Origin of the sequence: Streptomyces sp. NBC_01381 (assembly GCF_026340305.1) — a bacterium.
GTDB lineage: Bacteria > Actinomycetota > Actinomycetes > Streptomycetales > Streptomycetaceae > Streptomyces.
The window spans coordinates 2,898,313-2,912,155 of sequence record NZ_JAPEPI010000001.1; the positions used below are offsets into that span (position 1 = coordinate 2,898,313).

12 protein-coding genes are annotated in these 13,843 nt (G+C 71.0%); 4 read left to right on the forward strand and 8 right to left on the reverse strand.

The features are described from left to right. Positions 1-543: 543 nt before the first annotated feature. Entirely contained in the window at positions 544-1,125 is a 582-nt protein-coding gene (locus tag OG453_RS45355; RefSeq protein ID WP_353962301.1) for a hypothetical protein, read from the forward strand. Positions 1,126-1,635: 510 nt separating this feature from the next. Here the strand turns inward: OG453_RS45355 and OG453_RS13665 are convergent. The 4 genes from OG453_RS13665 to lipB form a co-directional block, all read right to left on the reverse strand. After that, positions 1,636-2,340, reverse strand: a complete 705-nt coding sequence (locus tag OG453_RS13665; protein ID WP_266867763.1) for a DUF4191 domain-containing protein — start codon at positions 2,338-2,340, stop codon at positions 1,636-1,638. Positions 2,341-2,370: 30 nt separating this feature from the next. After that, positions 2,371-2,574 carry a hypothetical protein gene (locus OG453_RS13670; RefSeq protein ID WP_135328862.1) on the reverse strand — a complete coding sequence of 68 codons (204 nt, stop codon included), beginning with the start codon at positions 2,572-2,574 and terminating at the stop codon, positions 2,371-2,373. Positions 2,575-2,893: 319 nt separating this feature from the next. Further along, the gene (locus OG453_RS13675; protein WP_266867766.1) at positions 2,894-3,859 is read right to left on the reverse strand and encodes a lipoyl synthase; all 966 of its coding nucleotides are present in this window, start codon (positions 3,857-3,859) and stop codon (positions 2,894-2,896) included. A gap of 101 nt (positions 3,860-3,960) precedes the next feature. Further along, complete coding sequence (lipB, locus tag OG453_RS13680) at positions 3,961-4,782, reverse strand: lipoyl(octanoyl) transferase LipB (protein ID WP_266867768.1); 822 nt, start codon at positions 4,780-4,782, stop codon at positions 3,961-3,963. A 220-nt stretch (positions 4,783-5,002) separates the two neighbouring features. Between lipB and OG453_RS13685 the strand changes: the two genes are divergently transcribed. Beyond that, the gene (locus OG453_RS13685) at positions 5,003-6,448 is read left to right on the forward strand and encodes a regulator (protein WP_266867770.1); all 1,446 of its coding nucleotides are present in this window, start codon (positions 5,003-5,005) and stop codon (positions 6,446-6,448) included. Between the two features lie 69 nt (positions 6,449-6,517). On the opposite strand, the gene OG453_RS13690 is transcribed toward OG453_RS13685, so the two are convergent. The 3 genes from OG453_RS13690 to OG453_RS13700 all read right to left on the reverse strand — a co-directional run bounded on the left by OG453_RS13690 (position 6,518) and on the right by OG453_RS13700 (position 11,343). Next, entirely contained in the window at positions 6,518-8,671 is a 2,154-nt protein-coding gene (locus OG453_RS13690; protein ID WP_266867772.1) for a family 20 glycosylhydrolase, read from the reverse strand. 219 nt (positions 8,672-8,890) lie between these two features. Further along, the gene (locus OG453_RS13695; RefSeq protein WP_266867773.1) at positions 8,891-10,231 is read right to left on the reverse strand and encodes an NAD(P)/FAD-dependent oxidoreductase; all 1,341 of its coding nucleotides are present in this window, start codon (positions 10,229-10,231) and stop codon (positions 8,891-8,893) included. Positions 10,232-10,395: 164 nt separating this feature from the next. Continuing rightward, the gene (locus OG453_RS13700) at positions 10,396-11,343 is read right to left on the reverse strand and encodes a TIGR01777 family oxidoreductase (protein ID WP_266867774.1); all 948 of its coding nucleotides are present in this window, start codon (positions 11,341-11,343) and stop codon (positions 10,396-10,398) included. A 62-nt stretch (positions 11,344-11,405) separates the two neighbouring features. Here OG453_RS13700 and OG453_RS13705 point away from each other — a divergent pair, with 62 nt between their 5' ends. Together OG453_RS13705 and OG453_RS13710 are read left to right on the forward strand one after the other, a co-directional pair. Beyond that, positions 11,406-11,894: a GNAT family N-acetyltransferase gene (locus OG453_RS13705; protein WP_266867776.1), complete on the forward strand. Its 489-nt coding sequence runs from the start codon at positions 11,406-11,408 to the stop codon at positions 11,892-11,894. Between the two features lie 111 nt (positions 11,895-12,005). Continuing rightward, a complete protein-coding gene (locus tag OG453_RS13710; RefSeq protein ID WP_266867778.1) occupies positions 12,006-13,106 on the forward strand; it encodes a PP2C family protein-serine/threonine phosphatase in 1,101 nt (366 codons plus the stop codon). On the opposite strand, the gene OG453_RS13715 is transcribed toward OG453_RS13710, so the two are convergent. Further along, the gene (locus OG453_RS13715; RefSeq protein WP_266867780.1) at positions 13,103-13,765 is read right to left on the reverse strand and encodes a TetR/AcrR family transcriptional regulator; all 663 of its coding nucleotides are present in this window, start codon (positions 13,763-13,765) and stop codon (positions 13,103-13,105) included. The genes OG453_RS13710 and OG453_RS13715 overlap by 4 nt on opposite strands. Positions 13,766-13,843: the final 78 nt, after the last annotated feature.

Sequence of the window (13,843 nt, forward strand, 5' to 3'; positions counted from 1 at the left end):
GGCATCCCACAGAGCCAGTGGACCGTGGCGGGGGAGTGCCGGCCGCTGTGCTCGTGCGTCGATGCGCCACCCGACGAACACAGCCTCCGTCAGCACGCGCACCTCGTTCTCGCTGCGCCCGGTGCGGTTCCGCTCGTTGGCCACGGTCGGCAGCGGCAGGCCCTCCGCCGCAGAGGCGGGAGGGTTCGTTACGAACGGCGCGCGCTCGGCCTGATGCGCGGGTGTCATGCCGCCCGTGATGCCGTTCGCGCGGGCCTGACGCCAGCCGGCGACAGCTGTAGCAGCAGGTGCCGCAACATCACGGCCGTGTTGCTGATTCTCATCGACATTTCCGAGCACTGTGATCGCTAAGTGCTGCCCGAAACCGACGACAAACGTTGCCCGCTCCTGCTTACAGACTCAGACAGGGGGCTGCGCGGAATTCGGTGATCCTGGCGAATGGGCACTTATCAGGCCGTTGATCGTGCCAAGCCTGTCTGGCGGGCAGTCGACTACCTGCGGGTGTCTACCGATCAGCAGATCGACGGCTACGGCATCGCGTACATGGGCGACGAGACGGCCGCGTACATCGAGCGCAAGGGCTGGGCCCACGTCGACACCTTCAAGGACGAAAGGGAGTCGGGCACTCTCGCATGGGACAAGCGCGAGGGCGCGACAGAGATCATGTCCCTCGCTCAAAAGAAGCCCTGCCCATTCAATATGGGTAAGCCTTGGAGCGAGGCGAACTTCCGAGTGCGCTTGCTCAATGAGGCCCTGCTAGAGGCTCGGTATGTGTTCCGTGGCAAGAGCGCAAAGGTCGGACCGGACGGAACCCCTGTGTGGGGACCAACTAGCGTTACTCCGCTCGACCCGATGTTTACGCCCGAGGAAGTGACAGAGCTGCGGAGCGGTACAGACAAGCCTCGTCGCGTCCGCTCAGCCACGGGGCGGATTTATACGCTGACAGGGCTAATTCAGAGTCAATGCGGTAAATCTACGTTGGCTGCGCCCCGGCAAATGAAGCAGCGCACTACCTCTGTTCAGGAAAGAGAGAGGCGTATCCAGGGGCGCCAACATGCTCGTGTCCTCAGCTCGATGCTCAGGGCGTGGAGGCCTGGGCCTGGGGGAGTGTCTGCGACTTCCTGAGGGATGGGGACAGGTTGCAGAGGCTCTCTGATGAATGGCTGGGGAAGTCGAGCGAGTCGCAGGAGGACCAGCGGGCAGCGAGCCTTCAAAGGCTTGCGCGAATCAGTGGCCGTTTGGACGCTCTGCCTCGGCTAGAGCAGCAGGAGTTCTTCGGGCTGGCCAACATCAAGATCCTGATCACAGGTACCCCGCCCCCCCATGCATCGCGGGCTCGCCCGCCCCATCGCCGCGTGGTTCCGCACCAATGATCGGTTGGTGCCGACGCTGTGTGACTGCGCCCCTCGGACAGTGCTCGAAGCCTTTCTCAAGAAGGCTCGCACCGGCGTTGCCTGGCCGGAGCTGGACGCTGAGCACGGCTCTACAGGCCTCATTGGGCACTGGAAGCGCTGGAGTGCTTCGGGGCGCTGGGAAAGAGTGATGGGCGCCTTGGAGGGCGCCCATGGGGGTGTGCAAGTAGCGAGGCCTCACCTCTCCCGCCCATGGAAATGACGGGAGAGGTGGAGCCTGGTGTCATCCTCGCGGCATTTTCGGGGTGCGACCTCGTCCCGCACCCTTCGGCATCGGCCCCTTCGGCAGCGGCATGTTGCTCATCAGGTCGCCCATCGCGCGCAGCCGGTCGTTGGTCGCCGTGACCTGCGGGCCCTGGAGGACGCGGGGGAGCTTCAGAAGCGTCGTACGCAGCTTCTTCAGCGGGACCTCGCCCTCGCCGGTGCCGACGATGACGTCATGCACCGGGACGTCCGACACGACGCGCGCCATCTTCTTCTTCTCGGCGGCCAGCAGGCTCTTCACCCGGTTCGGGTTGCCCTCGGCCACGAGCACGATGCCGGCCTTGCCGACCGTGCGGTGCACGACGTCCTGGCTGCGGTTCATCGCCACCGCCGGAGTCGTCGTCCAGCCACGGCCGATCTTGTCGAGCACCGCGGCCGCCGCACCGGGCTGGCCCTCCATCTGCCCGAAGGCGGCACGCTCGGCCCTGCGCCCGAAGACGATCGCCATCGCGAGGAAGGCGAGCACAAAGCCCAGAATGCCGAGATAGATCGGGTGACCGATCCCGAAGCCGATCGCGAGGAAGACACCGAAGGTGACGATTCCCACAGCCGCGATGACAAGCCCGATCCGCGGATCGGCCTTGCGGGTCATCTTGTAGGTCAGAGCGATCTGCTTGAGTCGCCCGGGGTTCGCGGCGTCCGCCGCGGTTTCCTTCCTCGCCATGTCCTGAAGTCTACGTGTCCCTGGAAGTGACTACGACGTGCGGGTTGTCATCGCCTCTTCGAGCACGCGCAGCGCCTCGGCCCGGTCCTTGGCGCGGCGCCGGTCGTCGAGCACGGACGTCCAGGCGTTGCGGCGTGCGGTGCGCTGGCCGCCGCTCATGAGCAGCGACTCGACGGCACGCAGTGCGTCGGTGACGGACGGGATGGCGGTGGCGCGTACGGGCGCGGCCTGCATGGTGGGGCCCTCCTGAGCGGCTATGGGTAGGGCTGTACGTGGGGTAATTCCAGGGTCACTGATTGGTGTTACCAGGGCGTGACCGACCGGTCAAACACCGATGAAACCTTGACGCTGAGCCGCAGAACGCTGACGCGGCCCGTACGGTCCCCCTCACCTGCGGGGACCGTACGGGCCGCGTCATATCAGCCTCTACTCGGCGGTAGCCGCTTGTGCGCCGATTCACACAGTCGGGCCTGTGGTCCGGATCGGACCACCCCGGTCGTCCGGATCGGACCACCGGGCCCACGCCCGGATCGGACCATCAGGCCCGCCCGGATCAGACCGCCTGCGCCGCCACGTACGACCCACGCTTCTCGATCGCCATCTGGTACAGGCGCCCGGCGCGGTACGAGGAGCGGACCAGCGGCCCGGACATGACTCCGGAGAAGCCGATCTCCTCGGCCTCCTCCTTCAGCTCCACGAACTCCGCCGGCTTGGCCCAGCGCTCCACGGGGTGGTGGCGCGGCGTCGGGCGCAGGTACTGGGTGATCGTGATGAGCTCGCAGCCCGCGTCGTGCAGGGCGTGCAGCGCCTCGCTGATCTCCTCGCGCTCCTCGCCCATGCCGAGGATGAGGTTCGACTTGGTGACCAGGCCGGCCTCCCGCGCGCGGGTGATGACCTCCAGCGAGCGCTCGAAGCGGAAGCCGGGGCGGATCCGCTTGAAGATGCGCGGCACGGTCTCCACGTTGTGCCCGAGGACCTCGGGGCGCGAGGAGAAGACCTCGGCCAGCTGGTCGGGGTCGGCGTTGAAGTCGGGGATGAGCAGCTCGACCTTGGTCTTGCCCTCCGCCCGCTCCGCCGTCATCGCGTGGATCTGGCGCACGGTCTCCGCGTACAGCCAGGCGCCGCCGTCCTCCAGGTCGTCGCGGGCGACGCCGGTGATCGTGGCGTAGTTCAGGTCCATCGTGACGACGGACTCGCCCACGCGGCGCGGCTCGTCGCGGTCCAGGGCCTGCGGCTTGCCCGTGTCGATCTGGCAGAAGTCGCAGCGCCGTGTGCACTGGTCACCGCCGATGAGGAAGGTGGCCTCGCGGTCTTCCCAGCACTCGTAGATGTTGGGACAGCCCGCCTCCTGGCAGACCGTGTGCAGGCCCTCGCTCTTCACGAGGTTCTGCATCTTGGTGTACTCGGGGCCCATTTTCGCCCGGGTCTTGATCCACTCGGGCTTGCGCTCGATGGGGGTCTGGGCGTTCCGGACCTCCAGGCGCAGCATCTTGCGTCCGTCGGGTGCGACTGCGGACACATCGGCTCCCTGTAGCTTCGATTCTTCGGCGTACATCAGGGTACGCCCGTGATGTCGTTGGGCTTACGTCCGGCCAACCTCTCGCCGAACGGGTGCATTCCCTAGACGGCTGCTTTGGCCTCGGGCTGCTCGGCGGGCTTCTCGATGAGACGCGGCTTGAGCTCCGCGTTCTCCAGGATGTCCCGCAGGTGCCGTTCGGCGACCGGCAGTACGTCGGCGATCGTGACCTCGCGGCCCAGTTCGTACGAGAGCGAAGTCACGCCCGCGTCGCGGATGCCGCACGGGATGATCTTGTCGAACCAGGTGCTGTCCGGGTTCACGTTGAGCGCGAAGCCGTGCATCGTCACGCCCTTGGCGACGCGGATGCCGATCGCGGCGATCTTGCGGTCCTCGCGGCGCTGGCCCGCGTTGGACGGGGCGTACTCCGGACCATTGAGCCGGGGATCGAACTCATCGTCCGCGACCCGCGGGTCGAAGTCCAGGTTCAGCCCGCCCAGCGCCGGGCGCTGCTCCACTGGGTCGCCCAGGACCCATACGCCGCTGCGGCCCTCGACCCGCGAGGTCTCCAGGCCAAACTCCGCGCACGTACGGATAAGTGCCTCTTCCAGGCGGCGCACATGTGCTACGACGTCCACCGGGCGCGGCAGCTTCTGGATCGGGTAGCCCACGAGCTGGCCAGGGCCGTGCCAGGTGATCTTTCCGCCGCGGTCCACGTCGATGACGGGGGTGCCGTCCAGCGGGCGCTCACTGGGGTCCGTACGGCGGCCCGCCGTGTAGACCGGCGGGTGCTCGAGCAGCAGACAGATGTCGGGGAGCTCGTCGGCGAAGCGGGCGGCGTGTACGCGGCGCTGCTCGTCCCAGGCCTCCTGGTACTCGACCGAGTCCGGGCCGAAGCCCAGCCGGACGAACTCAATCTCACTCACGGCAAGTGCCTCCCTAGAACCTTCACCGTGCACATATCGCGCCCCCAGCCACTGTACGGGCAGCGGATTCCCGTCAGTCCTCCGGCCAATCCTCACACGATCGGATGAATGCGGGTCGAAGGTCGCGATGAGGGCGTCGAGGGCCGCTACATTCACGCCGTTCACAGAGCCATAAGGGCTGCTCAAGGCAACGCCCGAAAGGCAGGAGACCGCACAGCTGATGACGGAACGACCTCCGCAGCGCACGCCCAACCGCCAGCTAGCCGCGCTCATCTCAGAAGCCGGCTTCTCCAACGCGGGGCTCGCGCGCCGCGTCGATCAGCTGGGGCTCGAGCACGGTCTCGATCTGCGGTACGACAAGACATCGGTGACCCGCTGGCTGCGCGGGCAGCAGCCGCGAGGCACCACGCCCGCGCTGATCGCCGAGGTCTTCACCCGGCGGCTCGGCCGGCGCCTGTCTGCCCAGGACCTGGGGCTCGACGCGTGCGCGCCGGTGTACGCAGGGCTGGAGTTCGCGGCAACGCCCGAGGAGGCCATCGACATCGTCGGCGGGCTCTGGCGCAAGGACTCCGGGAGCCATGCCGAGCTGCGGAAGATCGCGTTCACCCCGGCCGGGCTCGTCGTACCGAGCAGAGACTGGCTGATCGGCCGCGCCGACGACCGGGTGGGCCGCGGCGACCACGGCCCCGGCGGCGTCCGCGTGCCCTCGCAAGGGCGTCCGGCCATACCGCGCCAGCGCAAGGAACCCGAGCGAGGCGTCGGGGCGAAGGTGAGCAGCGGTGACATCGCCGCCCTGCGCTCCGTCGGCGAGCTCTTCCGCGCGCTCGACCACGCGTACGGCGGCGGGCACGCCCGGCAGGCGCTCGTGCGCTATCTGGAGCACGAGGCCGAGCCGATGCTGCGCGGCAGCTACGGCGAGCAGGCCGGGCGGCGGCTCTTCGCGGCCGCCGCCGACCTGACCCGGCTCGCGGGCTGGACGTCGTACGACATCGCGGCGCACGGCCTGGCCCAGCGGTACTACGTCCAGGCGCTGCGCCTCTCGCAGGCGGCGGGGGACCGGGCGTACGGCAGTTATGTCCTGGTCACGATGAGCCGCCAGGCCGTCTACCTCGGGCACGGGCGCGAGGCGGTCCAGCTGGCGCGGGTGGCGCAGCAGGGCGTCGGCTCCGCGGCGCCGCCCGTCGTGCAGGCCCTGCTGCACTCCGTGGAGGCGCGCGGGCACGGCGTCCTCGGGGAGGTGCGGGCGTGCACGGCGTCGATGGTGCGGGCCGAGCGTGCGCTCGAAGCCGCGCGGCCCGGTGACGAGGTCCCCTACTGGGCGCGGTTCTTCGACGAGGCTCAGCTCGCCGACGAGTTCGGCCACTGCCACCGGGACCTCCAGCAGTACCGGGTGGCCGCCCAGCACGCGGAGCGCTCGCTCCAGCTGCGGCCCGCCGGCTATGCCCGCAGCCGGCTCTTCTGCCGGGTGGTGCTCGCCTCCGCGCGCCTCGCCCTCGGCGAGCTGGAGCAGGCCTGCCAGCTCGGCGCGGAGGCGGCACAGGCCGCGGGCGAGATGCGGAGCGTCCGTGCGGTCGAGTACGTACGGGACTTCGAGCGGCGCCTCGAGCCGTACCGGGACGCGGCGCCGGTGCGGGGGTACCGGGACAAGGTGGCGGCGCTGGGCTGAGGTCCGGCGGTGCGATGTAAGGGGCGGGGCACCTGGTGCCCCGCCCCTTACACGTCGCTCCGTAGCGCGCTATTTCAGGTTCGCGACCGCCTCCGGAGTCAACGCCTCGTCCCACGTGGTCAGTTCGTCGAGGTCGCCGCGCAGGCTCGCGGTCTCCGTGCCGATGGACCGCAGCGGCAACGGGATCGACGCCGCGACCGACCCGACCCGCTCCCCGTCGGCGTACAGAGTGGTCTGGCTCGGAGTCGTCACCCAGGTCAGCCGTGTCCAGCGGTCGAGCGGGAGCGTGTAGTCGAAGCTGTGGTCCGCCGAGCCGTACCGCGTGAAGCCGACCTTGCCCGTGCCGTGCTGCATCAGCTTCAGGGCGCCCGCCTTGGAGCTGAGGAGTACCTGGTCGGCGGTCCTGGCCGAGGGGCGGACCTGGACCGACACCGTCCAGGGCTCGGCGACGTCGAGGCCGCCGAAGCCCACGCCGTCCCGGTCGGAGTCGAAGCGCCAGGCCTGACCGCGCACGCCGTCCACAGGCGTCGGGTTGTTGATGATGTAGGAGGTGCCGGGCAGGGCGCCCGCCGTGTCCTCGGCGAAGATCGTGTTGCCGGGGCTTCCCGCGTACGTCCAGCCGCTCGGGTACGCGGCGTCGTCGAAGGTCCAGTGGTGGCTCGGCCGTCCCTCGACGCGCGGCGGAACCGGCGCGGGGGTGGTGCCCGGAGGGTCGCCGATCAGGGCGGCGCGGGCCCTGAAGCCGGCGAGGGTGTCCGGTGTCGCGGACTTGTTCCAGGCGCGGTCGGCGAGGATCGCGCGGGCGCCCGCCATGCTCTTCTCGAAGTAGCCGTCGTCGGCCCAGAAGTTGTAGTCCGCCCAGTTGGTGAGGCCGGAGCCGAGCATGTCGGGGTCGGTGTTCGGGGCCCAGCTGTCGTACATCCAGGGCTCGTCCGGGTAGAGGTGGTGGTAGTTGTTCGGGGTGTCGTAGAAGGGGCCGATGGCGATCTCGTCGTGGCCGGGGATGGCGGGCTCGGCGCCGGTGCCCTCCCAGGTGAGGAAGACGACGGGGCCGTGCACTTTCTGCTGGGGCGCGGTGAGGTGCTCGGAGCCGTTGTAGACGGCGGTGCGCTTGCCGTGCGAAGCGACCACGTCGTCCAGGGTGTTGATGTAGCGGTTGAGCAGGTCGCCGAGCGTGGAGACGTCGGGCGCCGACGCGAGGTAGTCCTTCACACGCGGGCATTCGGCCAGCTGCCCGGGCACTTCCTCCGCGCCGATCGAGAAGAGCGGCGCGTCGAACCAGCCCGCGAACTCGTCGACGATCTCCTTCGACTTCGCGATCGCCTCGTCGCTGGTCATGTCGATGATCCAGTCGGGCGTGAGGTGTGAGTGCGTGTGTGCGCCCGTGCAGGCGTTCGCGCCGGATCCGAAGCCGATGCCGAAGGCCTCGCTGATCACGGTGGCATGGCCGGGGAGTTCGAGGCCGGGCATCAGCTGGACGTGGTGGCGGGCCGCGAACGACTTCAGGTGCTCGATGTCGGCGCGGCTGTAGCTGTGCTCCGGGCCGGCGAGGCCAGGGAACTTGGGGCTGTAGAGGCGGAAGCCCTCGGACTCGGAGAGGTGCAGGAAGAGGGTGTTGAGCTTCTGGTCGCCCATCCTGCGGATCAGGTTCTCCAGGTAGGAGATCTTCCAGTACTTGCGGCCCGCGTCGAGGTGGACCATGCGGACGGCCTGTGCGGGGCGGTCGGTGGAGCGGGCGCGGGGGACCTCGCGGTGGTCCTCCGTGTCGGTGGCGCGCAGGAGTTGGAGAAGGGTGCGCGTGCCGTAGTACAGGCCGTGGGTGGACGCGGCCCTGATACGGATCGGGCCCGCGCTGTCGAAGGTGTAGCCCTCGGCGCCGAGTTGGCCGTCGGCGGTGAGGCCGAGCGTGATGTCGCCGTCTGCGGGGCGTCCCGTGTCGTCGCTGATGCGCGGCGTGATGCCCGTGACCTGCTTGATCTCCGTACGGAGCTGGGTGGCGAGCCCGCGTACGGACTGCCGTGCGGGGCCCGGCAGTTCACTGCGTCCCGAGGGGAGCGCGGTGGTGGAGCCGGCCCGCGGGTCGATCAGGATGCGGGTGCGCTCGGTGAGCTTCGTACGGCCGTCGAGCGCGGTCCAGTCGGTGGGGCGGGGGACCACGGAGGGGGCGTTCGGGGCCGCGGTCGTGTCCGGAGCCGCTGCCGTGTCGGCGTGGGCGGTTGGCAAAGCTAGACCTCCCATGAATAGGCCGAGGATGAGCGATATCACCGGCATGGTGCGACGCACGTGAGCCTCCCGCGGCTTGACGATCCGGTGGGACCGTAGCCGGGCGATACCGGTGTGGCAAGGGGAGTTGCAGGGAAGAGGGAAGCCCCCGCGTGGGGGCGCGGGGGCTTCCGGGGGATTGGTCTAGAGGTCGGATGGATGGGGAGTCGACTCAAGACGTCAGGCCGCGAGCGGCAGCGGACCCGTCCCGTACGTGGGGTGCACGCCGAAGTCCGCGAGCGCCGCACGCGCGGCACGGCGCCCCGAGTACAGGGCGCCTTGCACCGTGCTGGTGTCCCGGTGGTCCCCGCACACGTAGAGCCCCGAGAGCAGCCGCACCGGGCGGCGCAGGTCGTGCGGGGGCGGCATCGCGGGCACGGCCTCGTGGGTGTGGTGGACGGCGAGCGGCTCCCAGCGGGCCGTCGACGTGCCGTAGAGGTCGGCGAGATGGGCGAGGACGGCCCGCTCGTCGGGCGGCGGGCCGAGGACCGTCGAGGAGATGAGGGCGCGGCCCGCGGGCGCGCGCGAGGGGTCGACGTGGCTGATGACGGCCGTGTGCGCGACCGGACCCGAACGGTCGGCGTCGAGCAGCAGCGCGGGCTCGGCGAGCGGCGGCTCGGGAGCGGCGTGGTGCAGGACGGTCACCGGGTGGAAGGACGGCACCCGCAGGCCGGGCAGGAGCTCGGCGGCGGCGCGGGCGTCAGTGGCGAGCAGGACGGCGCGGCAGGGCAGTTCGCCCTGGTCCGCCGTCGTGACCGAGGTGGTGGACACGTCGGTGACGCGTACGCCGGTGCGCACCGTCCCCGGCGGCAGCGCGGCCGCCAGGAGCTCGGGGACCACTTCGGCGCCGCCCTCCGGCAGGCACAGCCGGCCGCGCGCGTACGAGTGCAGGGCGAGGTCCGCGCACCGGCTCGACGTGGTCAGATCCGGGTCGCACAGGAGCGCCGAGAGCAGCGGGCGCAGGAAGCCGTTGATGGTGCGTGACGGCAGGCCGCGGGCGAAGAGGGCGTCCGCCGCGGGGAGTTCGGGGCGCGCGAGGATGCGCTCCACGGGCGTTGCCGCGAGCCTGGCGAGCGCCGCGGCGAGGCGGGCCTGGTCGAGGGCGCTGCCGAGCGGGGCGGCGCGGGGCGTGGTCCTCGCGGCCCGCGGAACCCGGGGGGCGCTCGCTAGGGCGCGCGCCGCCGTGAGTGCGCCCCTTGCGCCCCGTGCGCTCGTGGGCTCGACGGCGCGGTGGTGTCGGCCGTCGCTGTGCACCAGGATGCCGGGGGCGAAGGGCCGCAGCACGAGGGCGCCGAGCGCCGGTGTGTGACGCAGTTCGGGATACGACGTGGTGAGCAGCTGGCCGATCCTGTCGAGCCGGAACCCGTCGACCTTCTCCGTGGACATTCGCCCGCCGACGTAAGGGGCGGCCTCCAGGACAACGGTCGTTACACCGGCGCTGGTCAGCTGGTGGGCGGCCGCCAGTCCCGCGACCCCCGCTCCCACGACGACGACATCCGCTTGGTGCGCAGGCTCTAGCACGTGCCCCTCCCCGAGGTTGCGCGGCTGCTGGGGACGTCATGCCCTCAACAGGGCTCCGGAATACCCGAGTTCCGCACGAGGGTAGGAGCCGGACCGGTCAACGGCAGTCGCGCATCGACCGGGCACGGTCGCACGACGGTCGCACGGCGATCAGGGGCGTGCCGTCATTTCTGCAGTGCCGCGCGGAGCGTCTCCTCGATGCCTGGGAACGCGAACGAGAATCCGGACTCCAGGAGCCGGGTCGGCAGCACCCGCTGGCTGCCGAGGACGTCGCCGGCCATCTCGCCGAGCACGATCCGCAGCGCGGGCTCCGGAGCCGTGAAAAGCGTGGGCCGGTGCAGCACCCGCCCCATCGCGGCCGTCACCTCACGGTTGGTGAGCGGATCGGGCGCCGTCAGGTTGAACGGCCCCGACAGGTCGTCCCGGTCCAGGAGGTGGCGCAGCGCGGCGACCTCGTCGTGCAGCGAGATGAAGCTCCAGTACTGGCGGCCGTTGCCCAGGCGTCCGCCGAGCCCGGCCTTGAAGAGCGGGAACATCCGCCCCCAGGCCCCGCCCTCGCGCGCCACCACCAGGCCGTTGCGCGCGATGACCGTGCGGATGCCCGCGTCCTGCGCGGCGGCCGCGGCCCCCTCCCACTCCACGCACAGCGACGCCAGGAAGCCCTCTCCATGAGGTGCGCTCTCGTCCACCGCGCGCTGACCGGTGTCTCCGTAGTACCCCATCGCACTGGCGGACAGGAACACCCGCGGCGGCTCGTCGAGCGCGGCAGCGGCGGCGGCGAGCGTCGCGGTGCCCAGCACCCTGCTGTCACGGAGCTCCCGCTTGTACGCGTCCGTCCAGCGGTGGTCGCCGATCCCGGCCCCCGCGAGATTGACCATGGCGTCGCAGCCCGCGAGCCCCGCCGTGTCGACGTACCCCTCCTTGGGATCCCAGCGCACCTCGTCCTTCTTAAGAGGTGCCCGCCGCACGAGCCGCACCACCTCATGTCCGTCGTCGGCGAGGGCGCGCGTCAGCGCCGTCCCGATGAGGCCGGACGCACCGGTCACCGCGATGCGCAGCCGTCGCGCTGACGGCGCCGGCGGCGCTGATTTCCTGGGCTCGGTGGGCTCCATGGAGCCATCCTGCCGTGAAATCGCTCCTGTGGGCCTCAGGGGGCGGCCGTACAGTGGCGCTCATGCCGGATACGCACATACGCACCGCTCTGCCGGACGACGAAGAAGCCCTCGGCCGTATCGACCGTGCCACCTGGTCCACGCTGCACGCGGTGCAGCCGGCGCCCCAGCCGCCCCATCCGCCCTTCTTCAACGAGCGCTTCGGCCCGCACGACCATCTGGTCGCCGAACTGCACGGCGAGGTCGTCGGGTACATCAGGCTCGGCTATCCCACGCCCCTGCTCGCCCACGCCCACGTACGCCAGATCCTGGGTTTCGCCGTCGCCGACGAGGCGCGCGGCAAGGGGATAGGGCGTGGCCTGGTCAGGGCCGCGGTGGAGGAGGCCCGACGGCAGGGCGCGCGCCGCATCACGCTGCGGGTCCTCGGCCACAACGCTCCGGCCAGGACGCTCTACGAGTCCGAGGGGTTCGTGGTCGAGGGAGTGCTGCCGGGCGAGTTCTTCCTGGACGGTGCCTACGTGGACGACGTGCTGATGGGCCGCTCCCTCTGAGGCACCGCTCCCTCTGACTCACCGGAGACCGGCCCCCTGAAGGACCGGCCCGGCGTGCGGTCCCCACGCGCGCGTAGGAGCGTGAAGACGTACCCCGGAAGGAGCGAACCGATGATCAGGGCCGCGGCCAGTCGTCGGGACCGAGAGGAGCCGAGCCGGCTGCGCGAAGCACCGCGGCCCCGCTGGGTGCGCGGGGCTCCGCCGCTGCTCCTCGCCGCGATCTGCGTGATCCAGCTGGCCACCCCGGAGGCGGTCGACCTCAGCTTCCTGCTCGCGGCCGTCCCGCCGATGGCGGCGCTGTCGTACGGCGCGTCCGCCACGGCCCTCTTCGGCGGCAGCGTGATCATCCTGCTCTCCTTGCCGAGCTTCGGTCTCGGCCGCCCCGGGGAGAGCGATCTGCTGACCGTCACCTTCGCGGCGCTGCTCAGCATCGTGTTCGCCTGGGTGCGCAGCCGCCGCGACGCCCAGCTGGTGACCGTCCGCACCGTCGCGGAGGCCGCCCAGTTCGCCGTCCTTCCGCCGCTGCCGGAACGCGTGGGCCCGGTGCGCTGCGCAGGCCTCTACCGCGCGGCACAGGGCGGGACTCTGGTGGGCGGCGATCTCTTCGACGTACGCAAGGGGCCGTGCGGCGTACGGGCGCTGGTCGGCGATGTGCAGGGGCACGGTCTGGAGGCCGTGGGCACGGTCGCCGCGCTGCTCGGCGCCTTCAGGGAGGCGGTGCTCGACCAGCCCGACCTTGAGGGGGTGGCCGGACGGCTCGACCGCCGTCTCGTGGTCGACGCCGAGCAGGCCGAACACGCCGAACTCTTCGCCACCGCCGTGCTCCTGGAGTTCCGCGACGACGCCGCGGAGGTGCGGCTCGTCTCCTGCGGTCACCCGCCGCCGCTGCTGCTGCGCGGCGGCACCGTGGAGGAGCTCGATGTGGCACCGGGGCCCCCGCTGGGCCTGGGGATCGCCGGTGTCGCCGCGCCCGAGGAAGTGAGCGTGGCGCTGAAGCCCGGCGACCGGCTCCTTGCGGTCACCGACGGGGTGACCGAGGCGCGGGACGCGTCCGGGGCCTTCTATCCGCTGGCCGAGCGCCTCTCGTCCTTCCCCATCGAGGTGTGGGACAACCCGGCGGTCCTGACGTCCGCGGTCTGGCGGGACCTCGTGCGGTTCTCCGGCGGGGTCGGGGACGACGTGGCGCTGCTGGCGTTCGCGGTGGAGGTCTAGGCCCCCGGGCCCCGAGGAGCGGCGAGGAGCCGCAGGCCGCCCGTCAGCTCCCGCAGGCAGTGCACCGCGAGGGCGGCGGGGGAGCCGGGGCCTTCGGCGGGCGCGTCCGTGGCGGCCCAGGTCTCCAGGGCCAGGCGGACGGCGTCCGTGGCGGCGGCCGCCGCCAGGCGCACGTCCAGCGGGTCGGCGTCGCCGCCGGCGAGCCCGGCGATCACGGGGACCAGCTGCTCCTCGGACTCCTGGTTCACGCGGTACCAGACGGCACGCAGCGCCGGATCGTCCTGCGCGGCGCGCAGCAGGCCCCGCGTCCACTCCAGGGACTCGACCGCGCGGTCGTCCGCTGCGGTGAGCGCGTCGGCGATGGACCGCTCAAGGGCCGTCGCCACTCCGGCGGCCGGATCGAGCGCGGCCAGATGGGTGCGCCACTGCGCGCCGCCGCCCGCGAGGAGCGGGCCGACCGCGTCCTGCTTGTTGCGGAAGTACCGGTAGAAGGTGCGCAGCGCCACCCCGGCCCGGCCCGCGATCTCCTCGGCCGTGGTGCCGTCCGGGCCGCGCTCGGCGAAGAGTTCGGCGGCGGCGCGGGCGATGTCGAGCTGCGTGGCCGCTTTGCGGCGCTCGGTCAGCGACGGTTGCGATGGCTGCGTCGGTTGGGTGCTCACGCCCGCAGCCTACGCGCGGACATCACCCTGATACATGAATTGTCGGCATGGCAAAACATGCCAGACGGGCGTACATTG